Here is a 22,231-nt window from a genome sequence, read left to right on the forward strand (position 1 = left end):
ATTTATTGTATAATACACGGCTACCAAGCCTGTATGATTAAATCTTAAATTAAATAGAATAAGTAATGATAACTATCATTTTATCTTACGACAACCTTTTTATAATAATTTTTAATAATTATAACCTTTAATTATATTTATTTAAAATAGATAAAATCATTACATGATTTACTAAGAATCATAGTTAATTCAGAGTTAATTTCACTAATTTTACGATTACTATCAAGTTTATAATAGTAAATATTACCTTGATTTGCTTCTTGATGATAATAAGAAAGTAAAGGTTTAGTTTGTTGATAATATTCAACTAGGCGTTTACGCACCGTCTCTTCTTGATCATCTTTACGAATACTAAGTTGCTCGCCAGTAATATCATCTCTATCTTTAATTTTAGGTGGGTTATATTTTATGTGATAAATACGACCAGAGGCAATATGAACACGACGGCCAGTAATACGTTCAATAATAATTTTATCAGGCGCCGTAAATTCTAGTACATAATTAATCTTAATGCCTATAACCTTTATAGCATTAGCCTGAAGTAAAGTTCTAGGAAACCCATCAAGCAAAAAGCCATCACGACAATCATCTTGTTTTATGCGTTCTTTAACTAATGCTATAACTAATTTATCAGTAACCAATTTCCCTTCATTTATATTTTTTTTTACTTGTAGGCCTAATTGAGAAGATATCTTAACGGCAGCTCGTAACATGTCGCCAGTGGAAATTTGTACAATACCATATTCTTTAATAATAAATTGAGCTTGAGTACCTTTTCCTGTACCTGGAGCACCCAGCAAAATAATACGCATTATATAAATCCCTTTGATTATGTAATTTTATATAGTAGAGTTTTGATAAGATTATAGCGAATACTCTAAAATTAAAGTACTAAAGTTTAATAACTATATAGTTTATATAAATAAAAAATCATGTTATCAGATAACAAAAAAATCTTTAATACAAGATAAATTTTATAAGAAAATTTATATATATTTAACTATATCATTACATACAAGCATAGCTAATATGATAAAATAACAAGATCTATTCTATGTAAGATTTTAGAATATAATATTTAAATTTTTTAATAAACTAAAACAAAGAGCCATGGGAGATTTATAAAAATTATAGCCACGGCTCTTGCTAGTAAGGAGGTAATTAAGAAAAATTACAGTTTAATAGTAATTTATTCATGCGGTGCATAAATTGACCAGGATTATCTAATGCACCTCTTTCAGTTAATAATGCCTGATCAAAAAATAATTCAATCCATTCTGCAAATTGACCTTCATCCTTAATGTTAATAACATGTTTAACTAATTCATGTTCTGGATTAAGCTCAAAAATATATTTTACTTCTGGTGTTTTTTGACCTGCAGCAGTAAACAATTTAGCCATTTGAGTGCTCATTTCATTACTATCCGTGGTAACAATAGCTGGTGTCCCTGTTAAACGATATGTTAATCGTACATCTTTTACTCTATTGCCTAATAATATTTTTACTCTTTCAATATAAGGTGCTAAAGCTTTTTCTGCTGCTTGTTGTTCAGGAGTTTCTTCATCAACTAGTTTTTTTAATGAATCATCAACTTGACTAACAGATTGGAATGCTTTACTTTCAAATTCAGTTAAATGACTCATCATCCATTCATCAATACGATCAGATAATAGTAGTACTTCAATTCCTTTTTTACGGAATAATTCTAGATGTGGACTGCTATTAGCAGCAGTATAACTATCAGCAGTAATAAAGTAAATTTTGTCCTGTTCAGTTGCCATCCGTACCTTATAATCCTTTAAAGAGACAACTTGTTCTGAACTATTATTATGCGTTGAAGCAAAACGTAATAATTTAGTTATATTTTCTTTATTAACATGATCTTCTGCTGGCCCCTCTTTTAAGATTAGACCAAATTGTTGCCAGAACTGTTGATATTTTTCATTGTCTTTTTCGGCTAGATTTATCAGTATTTTTAATACTCTTTTTGTTAATGCATTCCGTAAATTTTGTGTAATTTTATTATCTTGCAAAAGTTCTCGTGATACATTAAGAGGCAGATCATTTGAATCAACTAAACCACGAGTAAAACGTAGATAGTTAGGTAAAAATTGTTCTGCTTCATCCATAATAAATACCCGATGCACATAAAGTCTCAACCCGTGTTTATGTTCGCGGCTCCATAAATCCCAAGGTGCTTGTTTAGGGATGTAAAGTAAGCTAGTATAATCTTGCTTACCTTCTACACGGTTATGACTCCAAATTAATGGATCATTAAAGTCATGAGAGATATATTTATAAAATTCTTTATACTCTTCATCTTTAATTTCATTTTTACTACGAAGCCAGAGTGCCTTAGCTTTATTAATTGGTTCCCAGGTAACTGTTTCTTCTGTATTAGTTATTAAAGAATCTTGAGTAATGCTATTAGTCTCTGTAGTATTAGTGATGGATTCTTTATTTATTTCTGTATCTTTATTTTTTTTAACTTTTATCTCTGGTTCTACTTTTGTTTTATTTTCAATTTCTACTAGTAACTCAATATGATCAGAATACTTTCTAATGATTGAACGTATTTTCCAATCATCAAGGTACTCATCTTCGCCTTCACGTAGATGAAGTATAATTTCAGTGCCTCGATCTTCTTTGGAAATGGTAGCGATAGTATAATCACCTTCTCCAGTAGATTCCCAAAATACACCAGCATCAGCTGGCTCGCCAGCAGCACGAGTGCGAACAGTAACTTTGTCTGCTACAATGAAAGCAGAATAAAAGCCAACACCAAATTGACCAATTAATTGACTATCTTTAGCTTGATCTGACCCTAAAGATGCAAGGAAATTTTTAGTACCAGATTTAGCAATAGTTCCTAAATTATCAATTACTTCATCATAACTCATACCGATACCGTTATCACTTAAAGTTAACGTACGTTTTTCTTTATTAACTGAAACGCGAGCTCGTAATGAGGTATCGCCATTATAGAGCTTAGGCATTGAAAGCGCACGAAAACGTAATTTATCAGCAGCATCTGAAGCATTTGAAATTAATTCACGCAAAAATATTTCTTTATTTGAATAAAGTGAGTGGATCATTAAATGAAGTAATTGTTTGACTTCAGATTGAAATCCACGAGTTTCTTGATTTTTCATATTTATTAAATTACCTCAATCTAAGCCTAATAAATAAAACAATGTTAGCTACATTGGGGTGATAATAAATGGTTTCAAGTAATATGATCAAAAAATTAAAAAAGAAGTAATAATTAATGTTTTATTTATAAATATCAAGCTTTCCAAAAACTATTTATCTAATTTTCATGCTATAAATTACTATAGTCAGATTATATCTTAATTTAAACTATTATCTATTTTAGTAATAATCTAATATAATTTTAGATTATTTAATTATACTAATAGTATTTTTACTTAACACATGCTAAGTAAATAACTTATTATTAAGTTATTTTTTAGTATTAAAGAATCTATTTTATTTTTTAAGTAATATTATATTTAAGTAAATTTTACTAGTCCTAAGTAATCTAAAATTAAATTGTCTTTTATTAATAAAAGTTATATAGGTAACTGCTTTACTTTTTTATTAACGATTGCTTAGTTTTTAAGATATATCTTTTCTCAATAAAACTTTTTATATTTTTATTAATTTAAATAATATTTGATAATTCTTATTATACTATTTCTATAATAATAAATAAAAAAATTAATTAAAATTTATATATTTTATAAAATATTAATTAGTAATTATGTAATATAATAATATATTGAATATAAGTTTATATTTACAAAAATATAACTATCTTTAGTAATCACACATAACTAAAGATAGTTATAATATACTTAACATTAATGTACTACTATTAGTAAATATCATTATTTATGTAATATGTAGGCATATAATAATTTATTAGAGTCTAAACTTATAATTTAATATTATAAATTACTATAATAATTAATATTTTTAGTTCTTTTTTATTTTTAAAAATATTAATATATTACTATGTATTTTGCTATTAATTATATAAGATACTACAGAATCTTAATTATATTTTTCATGTTTAATTATATAATTAATTTCTGTTAATATTAGAATTTATAGATCTTAATATTATTTTTAGAGCTAGGCTCTATTTTTTTCTTAAAGATCTTTTAACAATAAGTTTTATTGTTATTTCTAGAATTATAGTTAAATTATTATTAGTCTTATTTAACTTAATTTATTGACTACCAGTATAGTTATACTATAATGTATATTATAAGAATAGTAATCAATTTATAATTAATGTAGAAAATAACTATTAATTAGTTAATTATAAAAAATTAAATTATGGTGTTAATATTAGCTTCTTTACTACTTATATATAAGGTATTTAGAAATAAAATAATAGTTACTTATCTTTCTTATTAAATTAACTATCACCTATCAGTAAGGTTATAACTTTTATTACATTAATAGCTATTTATTAATTACTTAGTTTTATAGATCCTAGTTATAATTACTTATAACGACTTATAATAGTTATTTAACTTATCTCTATTAGCATTTTGTTTAGGTAATATCTATGGTACTGTAATTCTATTTAATATTTTTTACATTAAATATCCCTTTGTAAATATATAATTAAATTAATCCAAACTTAGTTACTAAAGGATTACTTAGAACACTTTTCTTTAACTATTTTAAGTATTATATTTACATAATATACAAATATTAAGGATTAAATTTAGAAAAAGAAATTCAAGAAAGGAAGTGCAAAAGGATAAATATGTGCTATCATAGAAAAATTAATAATGTTTTAGCTAATTAATTAAACTATTATTTAATAGTAGAATTTACAACTAATTATCTTTTCTATTTTAGAATCTGCTTACTGTAATAATTTTTATTATAATATTCTTAGAAGAATTATATCTCTTAATTTTATATCAGTTATAACTTATTTTTAGTCATAAATAGTCTTATTAATTTCCACTATAATGAGATCTAATCTATTATACCTTTTATTTTATATAATATTTTACTATTACTTATAATATATTGTTGGATCTCTTTAAAAATTATAATAACAACCTTATAACTTAATACTTAATACTTAATACTTAATACTTAATATTTAATAATTTATTTTTGCATAATATCAAGATTATTTATCTATTTATATTTTATTAACATGTATTAGCTATTAAAAGAAAATAAGCTCTAGTCTACACATAAACAGCAATATACTTTAATATAGAAATAATAATCTGAAATAGTAAATTAAATAAATTAAACATTACTTATTATCTAATAAAATTATTGTTAAATAGATACAATAAATAGCATACTCGCTTAGTATAGAGAACTATTCTAATACTTATTAATACAGGATACTTAATATCTAGTAAAATACTCAAAGTATTTATCATGTATTTAATTACATCAAATTTTGCTATAAAATTTTAGAATAGACTCTAGAATTTATATTCTAGCAACTAGAATACGTATTAATTTATTAGATATCGCTAAGAGATGTTATTAATTATTGATATTTTTAATTATAATATTAATTATAATATTTTCTATACCTAAAATAGTCTAAAACTTAATACCTAAACTTCCTAAAGCAATAGTTATTATTATAAGTAATATGTATTCTATAAATACTAGAATACTTAAGATACAATATTAAAAACTGAGATAGTATTTTAATGCTTTCCTATTTGTTTTCCAAGTCTAAAATTTTATTAGATATAAATTAGATTAAGTTAAAACGCTTTATATAAATTAATAATACGATATTATTTTTCTGTTTTTTATAACTTATTTAAATTAGATTATAGTAGTGATACCTATAAGTTTAAATATTAATTCTAAATGTAAATTTAGCATCCTATTTGTTAACATAGTAAACAGTCTCATGATCTCTTATAAGATTATTTAAAACTAAACTGTTTTAGCCTTTATTTTAACATAACCATTATCTTTAATAATCTATTTGATATAACACGTATATAACAATATACTAAATATAGATTATTCTAGATTTTATTATACTTATTTTATATTATTTTTAATGGAGATAAATATAAATTACCTGTAGAGCTATTTTAGCTAAGTTAGCCTTATTATTTTTGTGCTATATATTAGATTATAAATATTAAATATATTAATAAAAATACTATATATACCTATTGCTATAGTTAGATTATTTCTAGTAGAGAGTTATAAGTTAGCTATTAAATTAAAATTATTTGCCTACTAAACATAAGCTAGCACAACAGATTTTTAATAGACTATCAAAATAGTTATTATCGCCATGTTATAGCCACTAACATATTACAGTAAAGATAATTAGCTATACTTCTAAACTAATAATAAAAGTAATTTTTTAATTTATATTTTATTTATTAGTTATAACGATTTAATTTTTTCTATTTAGAATTTTGATAAAATATATGAACATAGTATACATATAAATACAGGAGAAGCATTATGCAAGAAGGACAGAAACATAAAATGATACCCTTAAGCATTCTCGCCAATGCTGGGTTAGAACATTACAAAGAAAAATTAAATGAAGAGTACATGAATATTAATCAGTTAACTCATTTTAAGAAGATCCTAATAGAATGGCGACATCAACTTAAAAATGAAATCAATCATGCTGTAATTCATTTGCAAGATGGAACTACTAATTTTCCTGATCCTGTTGATAGAGCAGCACAAGAAGAAGAATTTAGTTTTGAATTACGTAACCGTGATCGTGAACGTAAATTACTAAAAAAAATAGAAAAAACTCTGAATAAAATCGAAAATAAAAACTTTGGTTTCTGTGATATCTGTTATGAAGAAATTGGTATTCGTCGTTTAGAGGCGCGACCTACAGCTGATTTATGTATTGATTGTAAAACTTTAGCTGAAATACGTGAAAAGCAAATGACAGGCTAGGTTTTTTATTATTATTTAATTTTTTATTTATTACTATTGAGGTATGTCATTTTTATTCGAGTTATCAATTTTTTCCGCAAGATCTTGTTCTATAAAAGTAAAGTTATTGTTAAAGATAAAGATCTTGATCAAATAACTACGAGGAATCTACTTAAGAAAAAGTACCTAATGACAGTTATTCCTCGTAGTAAGCATAACATTGCTCACAGAGATATTAGTAATAACGCATGGAAGGTACTTCATCGTTTAAATAGATTTGGTTACGAGGCATATTTAGTTGGTGGCGGTGTCCGTGATTTATTACTTCGTAAAAAGCCACAAGATTTTGATATTACAACTAATGCTACACCAGAGCAGATACGTAAATTATTTAATAATTGTCGCTTAGTTGGACGTCGTTTTCGTTTAGCTCACATTATATTTGGTCATGAAATTATTGAAGTCGCAACTTTTCGTGGTCATCATGATGTAAATAGCAACAATTACCCTTTACAGCAAACTAAAAATGGAATGCTATTACAAGATAATATTTTTGGTTCTATTGAAGAAGATGCGCAACGTCGTGATTTTACGATAAATAGTCTTTATTATGGAGGTTCAGATTTTGTATTACGGGATTACTCTGATGGTTTGCTTGATTTAAAAAAGGGGATTATTCGCTTAATCGGCGATCCTGAAGTTCGTTATAGAGAAGATCCTGTACGAATGTTGCGAGCTGTGCGTTTTGCGGCTAAATTAGATATGACTATTAGTCCTGAAACAGCCGAACCTATCCCGCGTATGGCTTCACTATTAAACAAAATTCCATCAGCTCGTTTGTTTGAAGAAACTCTTAAATTATTACAGGGCGGTTATAGCTATAAAAGTTATTTAAAGCTCTGTGAATACCAGCTTTTTCAACCACTATTCCCGCTAGTTTCTCGTTATTCGACTCAGCACAACAATTTATTAATGGAGCGTATTTTAATTCAATTACTAAAAAATACTGATTATCGATTACATCATGATCAACGGGTTAATCCAGCATTTTTATTTGCGACTATATTATGGTATCCATTAATTGAATGTACTCAAAAACTAAAACAGGAAAGTATACTATGCTATTGTAATGCTTTTTCTTTAGCAATAGATAATATTCTAGAAGAAGCAAACCGTTCATTAGCAATTCCAAAACGCATTACTATGATAGTACAAGATATTTGGTTATTACAATTACGCTTTCCCTTACGTCAATTAAAATATGTTTACCAACTTATGGAGCATCCTAAATTTAGAGCTGCTTATGACCTGCTTGTATTACGAGCAGAAATAGAAAAAAGTTATAAATTACAAAGTATGAGTCAATGGTGGAGTAAATTTCAAAAAGAACTACCAAAACAACAGCAATTAATGCTAGAAACTTTAACAGTAGCACCATGTTACTTTTGTTGCTCTGCAAATGAAAAACATAAATGCTATAAAAATGGTAACGAAAAAAAAATATTATGATCCGCATTTATATTGCCTTAGGCAGTAACCTAGCACAACCATTACAGCAAATTAGATTAGCATTAAAAGCATTATCTAATTTGCCATATAGTAACCTGATAAAATGTTCGCCATTTTATCGTAGCAAGCCTTTAGGTTTGCAAGAACAGCCAGATTATCTTAATGCTGTAGTTGCTATGGATACTTTATTATCAGCAGATAAATTACTTGATTACACTCAAGATATTGAACTTAAACAGGGACGAGTTAGAAAAAAACAACGGTGGGAATCTCGTACATTAGATCTAGATATTATTTTATATGGTAATTATATTATAAATAGCGAGCGTCTTATAGTTCCTCATTATGGTTTAAAAGAAAGAGAATTTATGCTTTATCCTTTAGAGAATATTGCATCAGGGTTAATTCTTCCTAATGGTGAATCTTTAAAAGAAAATTTACTAAAAATACCAAAAAATGGTTTAATATTTTGGAAATAATAAAGTTATTATAAACAATAAAATATCATTTTAAATTCTAGTTAATACTTAATTACATTAATTATTTTTTTATAAAAATTAGTAAGTATATTAAGTTTTGAATAAATTCTTAAGAATAAAGGCTAAATAATTTTTTTGATTACTAGTATGAGATATTTTTATTTTAAAGTTATGTAGGTTAATAAAGTTATCAAAGATTATAAATATAAACGTTTGTATAATCATTTATTTATAGTTTAAATATAAGTATATAATGAAATAGATTATAATAAAATTAACTAATAGATTCTTCTAAATTAAAAGAGATATTTTAATCTAATTAATAATACTTAAATTTTTTATCTAAATATATTCCTATACTAGATAACTTTATTAAAAAATATTAGTAAGTTAAATTTGTAAATAACTTAAACTAAATACTAACTTAGTGCTATAATATAATTATTTTTTTTATTATTACGTAACTTAATTAATAATTTATTCATTTATTTACTTAATATTATAATTTAAAAAAGATTTTTATATTGATAATTTTCTTCAAGATTACTTGAAGCACTTTTAATTTACTACATATAAATTTTTACTAATACTACCATTACATAATAGTAAAATTATGTATTTTATAAGTTCTATAGATTTTAATTAAACATAATTGCTAGTTTTATAGTTTTATAGTTTTATAGTTAATGATATTAAGTTATAAATACAGAGAACTTTTATCAATTATAGTTACATAATAGGTGCTATATTTTTATTTCCACAAGATATCTCAGGCCTCATCAAAAACTAGCAGTTTTTATATAAATACTATTTCTGATAAGGTCTGATGAATAGATAAGTAAAATAGCTTTAAATAATTAATCCTAAATTTGAAATACGTAATAATAACTTGTTTATATATAATTTATTGTATAAAAATTTTATTAGTAGAAAAACAATAGTAATCAGTTTTGTATTATACAAAACTTTATTTCTTCGCTAACACTATAATTCTTTAATGATAAAATAAAAAATTAAAAAATTAAATTTTAAGTAAAAATTTGATCATACGTATTTTTAATAAGAGTAGTTATTTATCTTTATTTTTAGTAAGAAAATTCAGTAATAAACTAAATTTACTATATGTATACAATATAAAACAAATACACTATGTTAAGTAATCCTTAATGTTGCTTATTATAAGTATTAATATATTCTAGATTATGTAATATATATTCATCATCTGTCCATTTTAATCTTATTTTTACCCATAATTTAAGATAGACTTTAACCATAAATATCTGCTCCATATCTTGACGTGCTTTAACACTAATAATTTTAATTTTTGCTCCCTTATTACCAATAACTATTTTTTTTTGACTTTCACGCTCGACTAAAATTAAACCATGGATAATATAATGACCATATATATTAATTGCAAATTGTTCAATTTTAACTGTTATAGAATAAGGTAACTCTTCACCTAAAAAACGTATTAATTTTTCACGAATAATTTCTGATGCTAAAAAGTGTTGTGAGCAATCAGTAATGTAATTTTCTGGAAAGCAATATTCTGCTTCTGGAATATATTGGCGTATAATATTAGCGATTGTTATTAAATTTATCTTTTTTATCGCTGCAATAGGAATGATATCAAGAAAAGACATTTGTTGGCTAATAAATTGTATATGTGGTAGCAGCTTTAGTTTATCAATGATATTATCAATTTTATTAATAACTAATAATACAGGACATTGTGCATGACGTAACTTATTAAGTATCATTTCATCATTAGGTATCCAGTGAGTTCCTTCAACTACAAATATTACTAATTCAACATCTCTGATAGTACTACTAGCTGCTCGATTCATTAATTTATTAATAGCGTATTTTTCTTTAATGTTTAGCCCAGGTGTATCAATATAAATAATTTGATAACCCCCTTCAGTATGAATACCTGTAATACAATGACGTGTAGTTTGTGGTTTATGCGAAGTAATTGAAATTTTTTGTCCTAATAATGCATTAAGTAAAGTAGATTTTCCAACATTAGGACGCCCAATAATAGAAACAAACCCACAGTGTTTTTTTAGTACTTTACTCACTTTGCTGCTCCAGCTGCATTAATGTTTGCTCTGCTGCTATCTGTTCAGCTTTACGACGACTTGAACCACGTCCCACTACAGGTTTGCTTAATCCGCTCACATGACAATGGATAGTAAATTTTTGGTCGTTAGCCTCATCACTAATTTGAGTAATTAGGTAAAAGGGCAATGGTTTACGAAAATGCTGTAAATATTCCTGTAAACGAGTTTTTGGATCTTTTTGTTCTTTACCAGGGCGAATCTCCTCTAAACGTTCAGCATACCAGATTAGAACTAACTGCCCAATTTTTTGTATATTACTATCTAAAAATATGCTACCAATAAGTGCTTCTACTGTATCTGCTAAAATAGATTCTCGACGAAAACCACCAGTTTTTAATTCACCAAATCCTAAATATAAATATTCACCAATATGAAATTCACGCGCTATTTCAGCTAAGGTACCACCCCTAACTAAAGTTGCACGCATTCGGCTCATATCACCTTCATCCACTGAGGGAAAACGTTGATAAAGTTCATTAGCAATGATAAAACTTAAAATAGCATCTCCCAAAAACTCTAAACGTTCATTGTGTTGACTATTAGCACTACGATGTGTTAATGCTTGTAGTAAAAGTGCAGGTTGCTTAAAAACATAACCTATATTACGTTGTAGTTTATCTATTAAGATAGGATAATTCATGAATTACCAATATTTAATAATATGTTAAAAATAGGATAAATCTTTTTATTCGACTTATTATAAATACATAATTTCTTATATAGAACGAAGCCAAAACATCTGAAGTATAATAATTACATTTAATACATTAGGATTATAAACTCCACTAACATAAAATTTATAGCATATAATAGATTTAAGCATCTACTAATAAATGCTACCAATACGGTTTAAACGCACTCCCTTTGGCCATTCCCCCTCCTGCTTATCAAAACTCATCCAGATAACCGTTGCTTTACCTATTAAATTGCGTTCTGGTACAAAACCCCAATAACGACTATCTGCGCTGTTATCTCGATTATCACCCATCATAAAATAGTGACCTGCAGGTACTACCCACACACCAAAAGATTGGCCAGGTTGTTGATAATAAGAACTTAGCTGGTCATAAGCACCTGGAATAGTTAAAATAGAATACGTCGTTGATGCAATACTTTCATTACGAGTATGTAAGCGTATCCCTTCTTGTGGTATTTTACAATCTAGTGGTATCTGAAAAAAACCTACTAATGACTCATTATTATCTAAAAAATTAAATGTCTGTACTAGGTTACTTGGTAAGAGTGCACTATAAGCCATTGTTAGTTTATGATCACAAACATTACTATCACAAGATGGCTGCACTGTTACCTTTTTGCTAATAGGATCATAACTTACTCGATCACCAGGTAGGCCAATAATACGTTTAATATAGTTGAGTCGTAAATTTAACGGATATTTAAATACAGCAATATCACCACGTTTAGGATGACCAGTTGTAACTAATGTTGTTAAACTAATAGGATCTTTAATTCCATAAGCATATTTATTTACTAAAATAAAATCACCAATTAATAATGTTGGCATCATAGAACCTGAAGGAATTTGAAAGGGCTCATAAATAAACGAACGTATGATGAATACAAGCGCTAATATAGGAAAAATTGAAACAGTATGTTCGATCCATCTAGGTTGTTTAGCTATTTTTTGTTGTATATTATTATCTAGTAGATTGCTATTAGTAACATTAATAGCAGCAATTTTCGCTTTACGAATTACTGACCATTTAAAACGCTCTAAACACCAAATAATTCCTGTTATTAGCGTTGTTATAGTTAAAAGTAAAACAAATATATTAGCCATATGATCTCCTATTTATTTTTTTTGCCCATATATAAAATGGCTAAAAAAGCTTCTTGTGGAAATTCTACATTCCCAACCCGCTTCATCCGTTTTTTTCCTTCTTTCTGTTTCTGTAAAAGTTTCTTTTTACGACTAACGTCGCCACCATAACATTTGGCAATAACATTTTTACGCAGTTGTTTTACTATTGATCGCGCAATAATTTGATTACCGATAGCAGCTTGAATTACAATATCAAATTGTTGACGTGGAATAAGTTCTTTCATTTTTTCTACTAAATCACGACCACGATATTGTGCAATATTACGATGAGTAATTAAAGCTAAAGCATCAATACATTCATTATTAATTAATATATCAATTCGTACCATATTTGCAGTTTGAAATCTGCTAAAATTATAATCTAGAGATGCATATCCACGAGATATTGATTTTAGACGATCAAAGAAATCTAATACTACTTCTGCCATTGGAATATCATAAGTTAAAGTAATTTGATTGTAGTTATACACCATATTAGTCTGTATACCACGTTTTTCGATGCATAATGCGATAACATTGCCTAGATATTTCTGTGGTAACAATATATGACATTGAGCAATAGGTTCGCGTAATTCTATAATATTATTTGATGCAGGTAATTTCGATGGGCTATCAATATATAGAGTTTTTTTGTTTGTAGTCTGTACTTCATATACTACTGTTGGCGCAGTAGTAATTAGATTAAGGTTATATTCGCGTTCTAAACGTTCTTGAATAATTTCCATATGTAATAATCCAAGAAAACCACAACGAAAACCATAACCTAGTGCTGTGGAATTCTCTGGTTCATAAAAAAGAGAGGAATCATTTAAGCTTAGTTTACCTAGTGCATCACGGAAAGTTTCATAATGATTAGAGTTAATTGGAAATAAACCTGCATAAACCTGAGGCTTAATTTTTTGAAAACCAGGTAAAGCGCTTTCTGCTGGTTGATGAATTAATGTTAATGTATCTCCAACTGGTGCACCAAGAATATTTTTAATAGCACAAACTACCCAGCCTACTTCGCCACAATTAAGTCTATCACGTTCAATGCGTTTTGGAGTAAAAATACCTAAACGATCTACGTTATAGCTTTGCAATGTGCTCATTACTTTAATTTTATCACCTTTACATAGAGTGCCATTTTTAATACGAATCAAAGAAACAACACCTAAATAATTATCAAACCACGAATCAATAATTAATGCTTGTAATGGAGCACTAGCATCTCCTATCGGAGGAGAGATATCGCGAACTAGTCGTTCTAATACATCGCTAATACCCATACCAGTTTTTGCTGAACAACGCACAGCATCAATTGTGCTAATACCCATGGTAGCTTCAATTTCTTTTGCAATACGGTCAGGATCAGCAGCTGGTAAGTCAATCTTATTTAGCACTGGAACTACTTCTAGATTCATTTCTATTGCGGTATAGTAATTAGCTAATGTTTGTGCTTCTACTCCTTGACTGGCATCAACTACTAACAATGCTCCTTCGCAAGCAGCTAGCGAGCGGGAAACTTCATAAGAAAAATCAATATGTCCAGGAGTGTCTATAAAATTAAGCTGATAGCTTTGATTATTTTTAGCACAATAATTTAAAGTTACACTTTGTGCTTTAATAGTAATACCCCGTTCACGTTCAATATCCATAGAATCAAGAACTTGTGCCACCATCTTACGTTTAGCCAAACCACCACAAACTTGAATAATACAGTCAGATAATGTTGACTTGCCATGATCTATATGGGCAATAATAGAAAAATTTCGTATATATTTCATTTCTAATTTTTTTAAGAGGCTATTGGTAACCAAAAAAGTCACCCTATAAATTTAATATACATATTACAGTTTTATCAAATAGGTAGAAAGGATGTAAAACAGAATAAATGAAGTTAATTAATTAAAATAACATGATAATATTTAGTTATTATATAAATACTGGTATTAATTATATTGGGTAATATCTTTAGTTTAGCTAATACTATTACTATGTTATACGTTATAGATTTTAATATCTATACTAAAGGAAGCTAATTATTTTTTATATTACTTCTATGATACTTTAGGTATATAAAATTTTATTTTACCAATACTTACAAACGACTTAATAGATAAAATCTCATGTTTAGGTGACAAAAACAGTAATTTTATTATTAATATTATTAAAAAACACTTAGTATTATAGTATAATTGATATAAAATTTACTGGTTAACTTCTCGTATTAAGTTTCTTAAGTATATTCTATAAGAAATTAATTATTTAATTAATACAGATATAACTACTACTAATAGTAGTTAATGATTTATTTAATAAATTAACATTATAATGTTAATTTAATGATTTTTAGTTTTTAAAAAATTGAATTATTTAAACTTATTATTTAATATTCAAATATCTAATGAAAATATTTTTTTATTGCACTTCTATTTATAAGATTAATAATATATTTTAGAATATCTATAGTTAGTAGCAACCTAACTTAAATTAGAATTTAATTAGCTATAGTCCTAATTTCGTTGTCTTTAAATAATAATTTAAATTTAATTATTTATTTTTAGATAATAGGTAAATAGGATTATGTAACTGATTATGTTATTACTAACATAGTAATACTCATCGTTATTATAGATATAATAAACAAAATTTAGTAATGTAAAATTAATAGTAAATTACTTATATTATTTTTCAGATAAAAACATAAATTTAATTATTAAATATTGGCTATATAATTTGTTAGAAATCTCTTACAAATCCATTATTGCTTATTATTATAAAACTATATAATTTAGGTTTGTAACCTAACTTTCCTAAACAAGAGTAACTTTTATATTTTAAGTTAAATACTATAAGATATTTATAGCAATTATAAATTTCTACCTTTATATTTACATCTATATAATCCACATAATATAGCGATAAAATTACTAATAAATTTTTTATAATTTATATAATTATTATAAATTAATTTAATGATTTATTGATTAGGTATGATATAAATAAACAAGATAGAGATCTTTCAGGAATATTATTCTCTTATTTACGCTTCATTATATTAAAGTTTATTTTAACCGTAAATTATATCTATATTGCATATTCTATGAATTATTAGCATTATAGTTATTTTTATTTTTGTTAATAATTATATACTATACTAAAATTAGCATACTCTAATAAAGATAATAATGCAATAAGTGCATCATTATACTTAATGCTAAGAACAGTAATAATTTCTATTTTTTCTAAACTATGATAATAGAAAAACATTTAAATAATTTTTCATCTGCTATTTATAATAGTATTGCTTTTTAATTATTTACTTAAGCGACTAAAAAAATTAAATTACAGATTAATCATTTATAAATTAAAAGTAAACTCGTCTTAATAGTTCAATATATAATTTTAACAATAACCGCAAATTTCTTGCTATTAAATAACTTATTACTATTGTTTATTTTTAATAGTATACTCCTTACTATATAAGTCTTATTAAAAAATTTATTATTAAATATATTACGTAATATTAAGCTTGTATTACCTGATATTCATGATAGATCTCAACTAGTTTTTTATTTATTACTACTGTAATAAATTTTCGTAAAAATTTATTACAATTAGTGTACTATAAACTAATCGCGAATATAAATTCTTTCTTTAATTTCATTTATTTAATATATTTTGTATAGAAACTAATAAAAATATTTTTTAGAATAATTCTCTTGAGTTATAGTAAAATACTAAGCTAATAAAAATTTATATGATATATGATACTATAGTTTACAAAAAAATGTTGCTATTAAAAATAATTCATGAGTTAATATACCTTAGCCTGTGGTACAGATCTACCTATTTATGCACGACATCTTGAGTAAAGTAGTTCATATTTAAAGCGTTATCGTTGATAATCCTTCACTGACGAATTTTTTTCAATACATGCCTCCATAAGTAATGACTGATAGCTGGCTATAATATGCCCGTGGCGGTAAATTTTTTAATAAAGGAAATATATATGTCTAATACAAAAAAAGGCTCAGTAAAGTGGTTCAACGAATCTAAAGGTTTTGGTTTTATTACACCAAATGATGGCAGTAAAGATGTTTTTGTGCATTTTTCTGCAATCAATAGCGATGGTTTTAAAACTTTAGCTGAAGGGCAACAGGTACAGTTTACTATTGAAAATGGTGCTAAAGGTCCATCTGCAGCAAATGTCATTAATATTTAATTGATTTTTCTTTGCTGATAATATAAACCCGCCTTAGCAGGCGGGTTTAATGCTTATTATCTAATAATTTACTTAAATTTATTATTATCACTATATTTTAATTAGGCTGATCATTAAGAATAATTTTAAAATATTCATTAATTATTTTATGTTGCACATATAGTATAATGATACTTTTATCTATTTTTTATTATCTAAGCTAGTAAAAAAGATTTATAATCTATATTTTTTATAGCAAAATTTAATATGTTTTAATGTGCTAAATAATAATACTATTGTATCTATTTAGTAATAATTTTATTAGGTATCAATAGTATTGATTTATCCTTAATAAGACTTATTTTTCTTTAATAGTTAATGCATATTGATAAAATGTTAATGGATAGTAATTTTAATATTATATATAGATAAATTATTGATATACTAAGCATTAAGTTATAAAACTATTACTGTATAGCATCAAAATCTTATAAATTAATAAGATTAAAAAATTTAACTAATAAATAAGATAGTACTATATTTATCATTATATATTCTTATCCTAATATAATATTTAGTTTTGAAAAAAATTAATACATAAATTGCTAACTGCAATAGTAAAAAAATTAGTTATGATTAGTATCATATTGATTTTATATTCAATATAATAAATTATCTTAATTGAGAATAAAATATCTTTATAATACTATATAGTAGGATTGTACAATATTACTATTTTTACTTTTTTATTAGTAGTTTATAAGATTATTTTTATATTATAAAAAATACTATATTTTATTTAGTTATTATTTATAACTAAACTAAAATAGTTAGAGGGTTTTTCTAATATTATATTTAAGTTTATACAAAATAGCATGCTAAGTGTAACATAGCACACTATTAAGTAATTAATGCTTAGTTTGTAATAAAAATATATTTTATAGTACATTTAATTACCTATGTTATGATAGTAAATTTATAAAAAATTAAATTAATTATCTAGTTTAATTATTTAAGATTTATTAGAAAATAGTTTATTTATATTATAATCTTAATTATTATGCTTAGTATTTCAGTTAAAATTACTTACCAAAAGTACCATGTACTTAAAATGCTATGCATAACTAATAACTTACTAATAAATATAATTTAGTATGATAATTACTGTATTAAAAAATAAAAAATTAATGTAATTATTATAGTCAATAAAACTATTGTTATTTTAACTACTAAAAATTTATTTAGTAATAAAAATTATTATAAAACCATATATAATAAGGCATCTATATAAGACCTATGGTCAAAAGTGCATTATTAAAAAACAAGTTATTTATATAAATTCTTCCTAAATTAGAATCTTGTTAAGTAAATAAGCAATTTAAGTTATATTTACTTTTGTTTTGATAAGAATAAAAATACTTTTACTTTAAAATTAAGCAGATAAGCTAATAAAAAACTTGAGAATTCTTGGCATAAAAGAATTTTAGATTCTAACTATTTTATTATTTATAATATTACAGTATTTTTATTCATACATTTTACTATATCGTTAAAAAAATAGATTAGGTAAATAATTTAAAAAACTTAGTTTGTCTATAAATTATTTCTATAATAAAAATAGTAATATTACTAATAATATTATCTAGTAAATTTAATATTTTATTTTTATTTCTATTTATATAAAATATAATTTATTATAGTTCACATCTAGTGCCTATTTAATTATTATATAATTCTTTATTTTTTTACTTCCTAGTAAAAAGAAATTTAGTTATGTAATTAATTTTTAATGTTTTTCTATAAAATATTTTATGATGATAATATAAATTATTACTCATATTAGTCTGTAAGTTAACTATGATATTAAAATATTCTATTTTCTTTAAAAATTTAAGTTAATAACTTATAATAATAAAAATTACTATATTTTATTAAAATATACACATAAAACTATTAAGTTAACTAATATATATCAAATTATATTTAGTCTTTATTCTAATAAATATTTTAAGTAATCCATAGATTACTTTTTAATTAAAAATTTGGAGACTACATGCTTTTTACATCTCTTTTAAATTAAAAAACTTTAATTGCTAAATTTAATTGATATTCTTTAATTAAGTAAATATTTGATGCTTTAAAATATTTTATATTTATCAATATAAAATAAATAGTTTTACTAGCATGATCTACATGTCAATATAAATAATACAATACATATAATTTTAGGCATATTTGATGGTTTATAATTAGTAATACAATTGAATTAATTAGTATTAAACTTTTTATTAATAAAATTTATTACTATTAGCATACAATTTTTTTAAAAAATAGTATGCATATAAAAATATTTTAGCTTTTTTATAAATAGTAACGGTAATAATGTCATATTTATTCAATTACTTAACTAAATAATTAGTATTATATTGGTATAATAAAATATTAACACTTACTATTAATTAAAAATTAAGTTATAATTTACAGTTTTTATCTAAAATTAATATCTGTTTAGTTTGCTTAAAATAGTATTTTATAAAGTTACTTTAGTAAAAGTAGATTCTATAGTAATTTATTAGTTAATAACTTTATTTTATTTAAAAATATTATTAACAAAATATTAAATTTTTAATATTTTGTTAATAATTAGTTAATACTTAGTAGATATTATATATAAAACCATATCTATAATATGTAATAAATTTTATCTAAAACTAGCATGATAAAATCTATTATTTTCTAGTGTTTATTTAAATATAAACTATTAAATTATACTTAATAAATACTGTATGTAATATCTACTGTTAAATTAGTATTGGTATAAAATAGTATTTTAGCAAAAAAATATTAAAATATTAATATTTAAGCCAATAAAAAATTAAATAACATAATAATAAAAAATTATAAATTTACTTTTCTTAAAAATAACATTAGTGATGCTTCATCTAAGGATCATTCTTAGATGAAGATCAATATAAAGGATTTGTATAGGATATAATATAATTATTTTTAATATTTCTTAAAAAACTATAGTTTATTATATAAAGTTAATATACCTAAAAATAGTAGTGCTAATAATGTAACTAGTACGTAAGTAATGCATAATCTCATGGTACTTAGTAAATTTTTTTAGAAGTTTATTATGATGATATAAATAATTTTACTCTTACTTAAGAATATATTTTTTGTTACGTTATTTTTATGAAGCAGTATTGCTAACGTTTGGTGTATTAGAATCATCCATTGAAGTTGGTGCCTGCGGTGTTGTGTTATTATTAGATAAATTATCCTTGATAATATCATCCCAACCAGCAGGAGATCGAATACTTTTACGGTTCATAAGATCATCAATCTGAGGAGCATCAAGAGTCTCATATTTCATTAATGCATCTTTCATAGTATGTAAAATATCTATATTTCTCATAAGTAAATTACGTGCACGTTTATAGTTACGCTCTATAATAAGTTTAACTTCTTGATCAATAATACGTGCAGTTTCATCAGACATATGTTTAGCTTTAGCTACAGAACGTCCTAAGAATACTTCACCCTCTTCCTCAGCATATAATAATGGTCCTAATTTTTCGGAAAAACCCCATTGTGTTACCATATTGCGTGCAATAGAAGTAGCTACTTTAATATCATTCGAAGCACCAGTAGAAACTTTTTCTATACCATAGATGATTTCTTCAGCAATACGACCACCATACAATGTAGAAATTTGACTTTCTAATTTCTGACGACTTGCGCTAATAGCATCACCTTCTGGTAAAAAGAATGTTATTCCAAGTGCTTGTCCTCTAGGAATAATAGTAACTTTATGCACTGGATCATGTTCTGGTACTAAACGACCAATGATTGCATGGCCTGCTTCGTGATATGCTGTTAGTTCTTTTTGTTCTTCTGTCATTACCATAGAACGTCGTTCGGCACCCATCATAATTTTATCTTTAGCTTTTTCAAATTCAACCATAGAAACTACACGTTTATTACTTCTAGCAGCAAATAATGCAGCTTCATTGATTAAATTAGCTAAGTCAGCTCCAGAAAAACCAGGAGTACCACGAGCTATAACGGAAGTGTTTACATCAATCTCAAGTGGTATACGACGCATATGTACTTTTAAGATTTGTTCACGACCACGAACATCAGGTAGACCAACTACAACCTGACGATCAAAACGTCCTGGACGTAGTAGCGCGGGATCTAGAACATCAGGGCGATTTGTCGCTGCAATAACAATAATACCCTCATTACCTTCAAAACCATCCATCTCAACAAGCATTTGGTTTAATGTCTGCTCACGCTCATCATGACCACCACCTAAACCTGCACCACGCTGTCTACCTACAGCATCTATTTCATCGATAAAAATAATACAAGGTGCTGTTTTTTTAGCTTGTTCAAACATATCTCTAACACGAGACGCTCCAACACCAACAAACATTTCAACAAAATCAGAGCCTGATATAGTGAAAAAAGGAACCTTTGCTTCTCCAGCGATAGCTTTTGCTAATAATGTTTTACCAGTTCCTGGCGGACCTACCATTAATACACCTTTAGGAATTTTGCCACCTAACTTTTGAAAACGAGCTGGCTCACGTAAGTACTCAACTAGTTCACTAACTTCTTCCTTTGCTTCATCACAACCTGCAACATCTAAAAAAGAAATTTTTATCTGATCTTCTGTTAACATTCGTGCTTTGCTTTTACCAAAAGACATGGCCCCCCCTCTACCACCTCCTTGCATTTGACGCATAAAGAAAACCCATACCCCAATTAATAGCAACATTGGAAACCAAGAAATAAAGATAGAAGCTAATAAACTAGGTTCTTCTGGTGGCTCGCCAACAACTTTAATATTTTTTGCTAATAAAGTATCTAATAACTTAGGATCATTTACTGGAATAAAAGTTTTATACCAACTATTATCCTTTTTATTAACGTTGATTTCGCGTCCGTTTATCTGTGTTTCACGAACTTGATCTTGGATCACGTCGGACATAAAAGTAGAGTAGTCTACTTTACGGCTGTTTGATTCGCTTGAACTAAAACTCTGGAACACAGTCATTAATACAACTGCAATAACTAACCAGAGAATTAGGTTTTTCACCATGTCACTCAAGGGATTAGCCTCATATTACAACTATGTTAACAAACAGC

The 22,231-nt window shown here is 25.4% G+C and carries 11 protein-coding genes; 4 read left to right on the forward strand and 7 right to left on the reverse strand.

Annotation, left to right across the window (positions count from 1 at the left end; genetic code table 11):
- Nucleotides 1-137 precede the first annotated feature (137 nt).
- Nucleotides 138-812, reverse strand: coding sequence for an adenylate kinase (gene adk, locus AB4W73_RS00855; protein WP_367680575.1), 675 nt, complete (start codon nt 810-812; stop codon nt 138-140).
- 349 nt (nt 813-1,161) lie between these two features.
- Nucleotides 1,162-3,153 (reverse strand): molecular chaperone HtpG, encoded by a 1,992-nt coding sequence (htpG, locus tag AB4W73_RS00860; RefSeq protein WP_367680576.1) that lies wholly within the window; start codon nt 3,151-3,153, stop codon nt 1,162-1,164.
- 3,340 nt (nt 3,154-6,493) lie between these two features.
- Here htpG and dksA point away from each other — a divergent pair.
- Genes dksA through folK form a run of 3 tightly spaced genes read left to right on the forward strand, consistent with a single transcriptional unit; the run spans nt 6,494 to nt 8,916 of the window.
- The gene (gene dksA, locus AB4W73_RS00865; RefSeq protein ID WP_367680577.1) at nt 6,494-6,949 is read left to right on the forward strand and encodes an RNA polymerase-binding protein DksA; all 456 of its coding nucleotides are present in this window, start codon (nt 6,494-6,496) and stop codon (nt 6,947-6,949) included.
- A 48-nt stretch (nt 6,950-6,997) separates the two neighbouring features.
- Entirely contained in the window at nt 6,998-8,437 is a 1,440-nt protein-coding gene (pcnB, locus tag AB4W73_RS00870; RefSeq protein ID WP_367680734.1) for a polynucleotide adenylyltransferase PcnB, read from the forward strand.
- Complete coding sequence (gene folK, locus AB4W73_RS00875) at nt 8,434-8,916, forward strand: 2-amino-4-hydroxy-6-hydroxymethyldihydropteridine diphosphokinase (RefSeq protein ID WP_367680578.1); 483 nt, start codon at nt 8,434-8,436, stop codon at nt 8,914-8,916. The genes pcnB and folK overlap by 4 nt, the downstream gene beginning before the upstream one ends.
- 1,163 nt (nt 8,917-10,079) lie before the next feature.
- Here folK and era read toward each other — a convergent pair.
- The 4 genes from era to lepA all read right to left on the reverse strand — a co-directional run bounded on the left by era (nt 10,080) and on the right by lepA (nt 14,651).
- Nucleotides 10,080-11,000, reverse strand: a complete 921-nt coding sequence (era, locus tag AB4W73_RS00880) for a GTPase Era (RefSeq protein ID WP_367680579.1) — start codon at nt 10,998-11,000, stop codon at nt 10,080-10,082.
- Entirely contained in the window at nt 10,993-11,682 is a 690-nt protein-coding gene (gene rnc, locus AB4W73_RS00885) for a ribonuclease III (protein WP_367680580.1), read from the reverse strand. The genes era and rnc overlap by 8 nt, the downstream gene beginning before the upstream one ends.
- A gap of 186 nt (nt 11,683-11,868) precedes the next feature.
- Nucleotides 11,869-12,843 carry a signal peptidase I gene (gene lepB, locus AB4W73_RS00890; protein ID WP_367680581.1) on the reverse strand — a complete coding sequence of 325 codons (975 nt, stop codon included), beginning with the start codon at nt 12,841-12,843 and terminating at the stop codon, nt 11,869-11,871.
- An 8-nt stretch (nt 12,844-12,851) separates the two neighbouring features.
- A complete protein-coding gene (lepA, locus tag AB4W73_RS00895) occupies nt 12,852-14,651 on the reverse strand; it encodes a translation elongation factor 4 (RefSeq protein WP_367680735.1) in 1,800 nt (599 codons plus the stop codon).
- A 2,228-nt stretch (nt 14,652-16,879) separates the two neighbouring features.
- On the opposite strand from lepA, the gene cspE reads away from it, so the two are divergent.
- On the forward strand, nt 16,880-17,092 hold the full coding sequence (gene cspE / locus AB4W73_RS00900; RefSeq protein WP_367680582.1) for a transcription antiterminator/RNA stability regulator CspE: 213 nt from the start codon (nt 16,880-16,882) through the stop codon (nt 17,090-17,092).
- A 3,175-nt stretch (nt 17,093-20,267) separates the two neighbouring features.
- Here cspE and ftsH read toward each other — a convergent pair.
- Entirely contained in the window at nt 20,268-22,193 is a 1,926-nt protein-coding gene (gene ftsH, locus AB4W73_RS00905) for an ATP-dependent zinc metalloprotease FtsH (protein WP_367680583.1), read from the reverse strand.
- Between the last annotated feature and the right edge of the window lie 38 nt (nt 22,194-22,231).

The sequence above is a fragment of the Candidatus Fukatsuia anoeciicola genome, from assembly GCF_964059965.1.
Classification (GTDB): domain Bacteria; phylum Pseudomonadota; class Gammaproteobacteria; order Enterobacterales; family Enterobacteriaceae; genus Fukatsuia; species Fukatsuia anoeciicola.

Bases quoted from the DNA above. Each gene is read 5' to 3' on its own strand.
- adk (WP_367680575.1), bottom strand. From the start codon at position 812: ATGCGTATTATTTTGCTGGGTGCTCCAGGTACAGGAAAAGGTACTCAA.
- htpG (WP_367680576.1), bottom strand. From the start codon at position 3,153: ATGAAAAATCAAGAAACTCGTGGATTTCAATCTGAAGTCAAACAATTA.
- dksA (WP_367680577.1), top strand. From the start codon at position 6,494: ATGCAAGAAGGACAGAAACATAAAATGATACCCTTAAGCATTCTCGCC.
- folK (WP_367680578.1), top strand. From the start codon at position 8,434: ATGATCCGCATTTATATTGCCTTAGGCAGTAACCTAGCACAACCATTA.
- rnc (WP_367680580.1), bottom strand. From the start codon at position 11,682: ATGAATTATCCTATCTTAATAGATAAACTACAACGTAATATAGGTTAT.
- lepB (WP_367680581.1), bottom strand. From the start codon at position 12,843: ATGGCTAATATATTTGTTTTACTTTTAACTATAACAACGCTAATAACA.
- lepA (WP_367680735.1), bottom strand. From the start codon at position 14,651: ATGAAATATATACGAAATTTTTCTATTATTGCCCATATAGATCATGGC.
- cspE (WP_367680582.1), top strand. From the start codon at position 16,880: ATGTCTAATACAAAAAAAGGCTCAGTAAAGTGGTTCAACGAATCTAAA.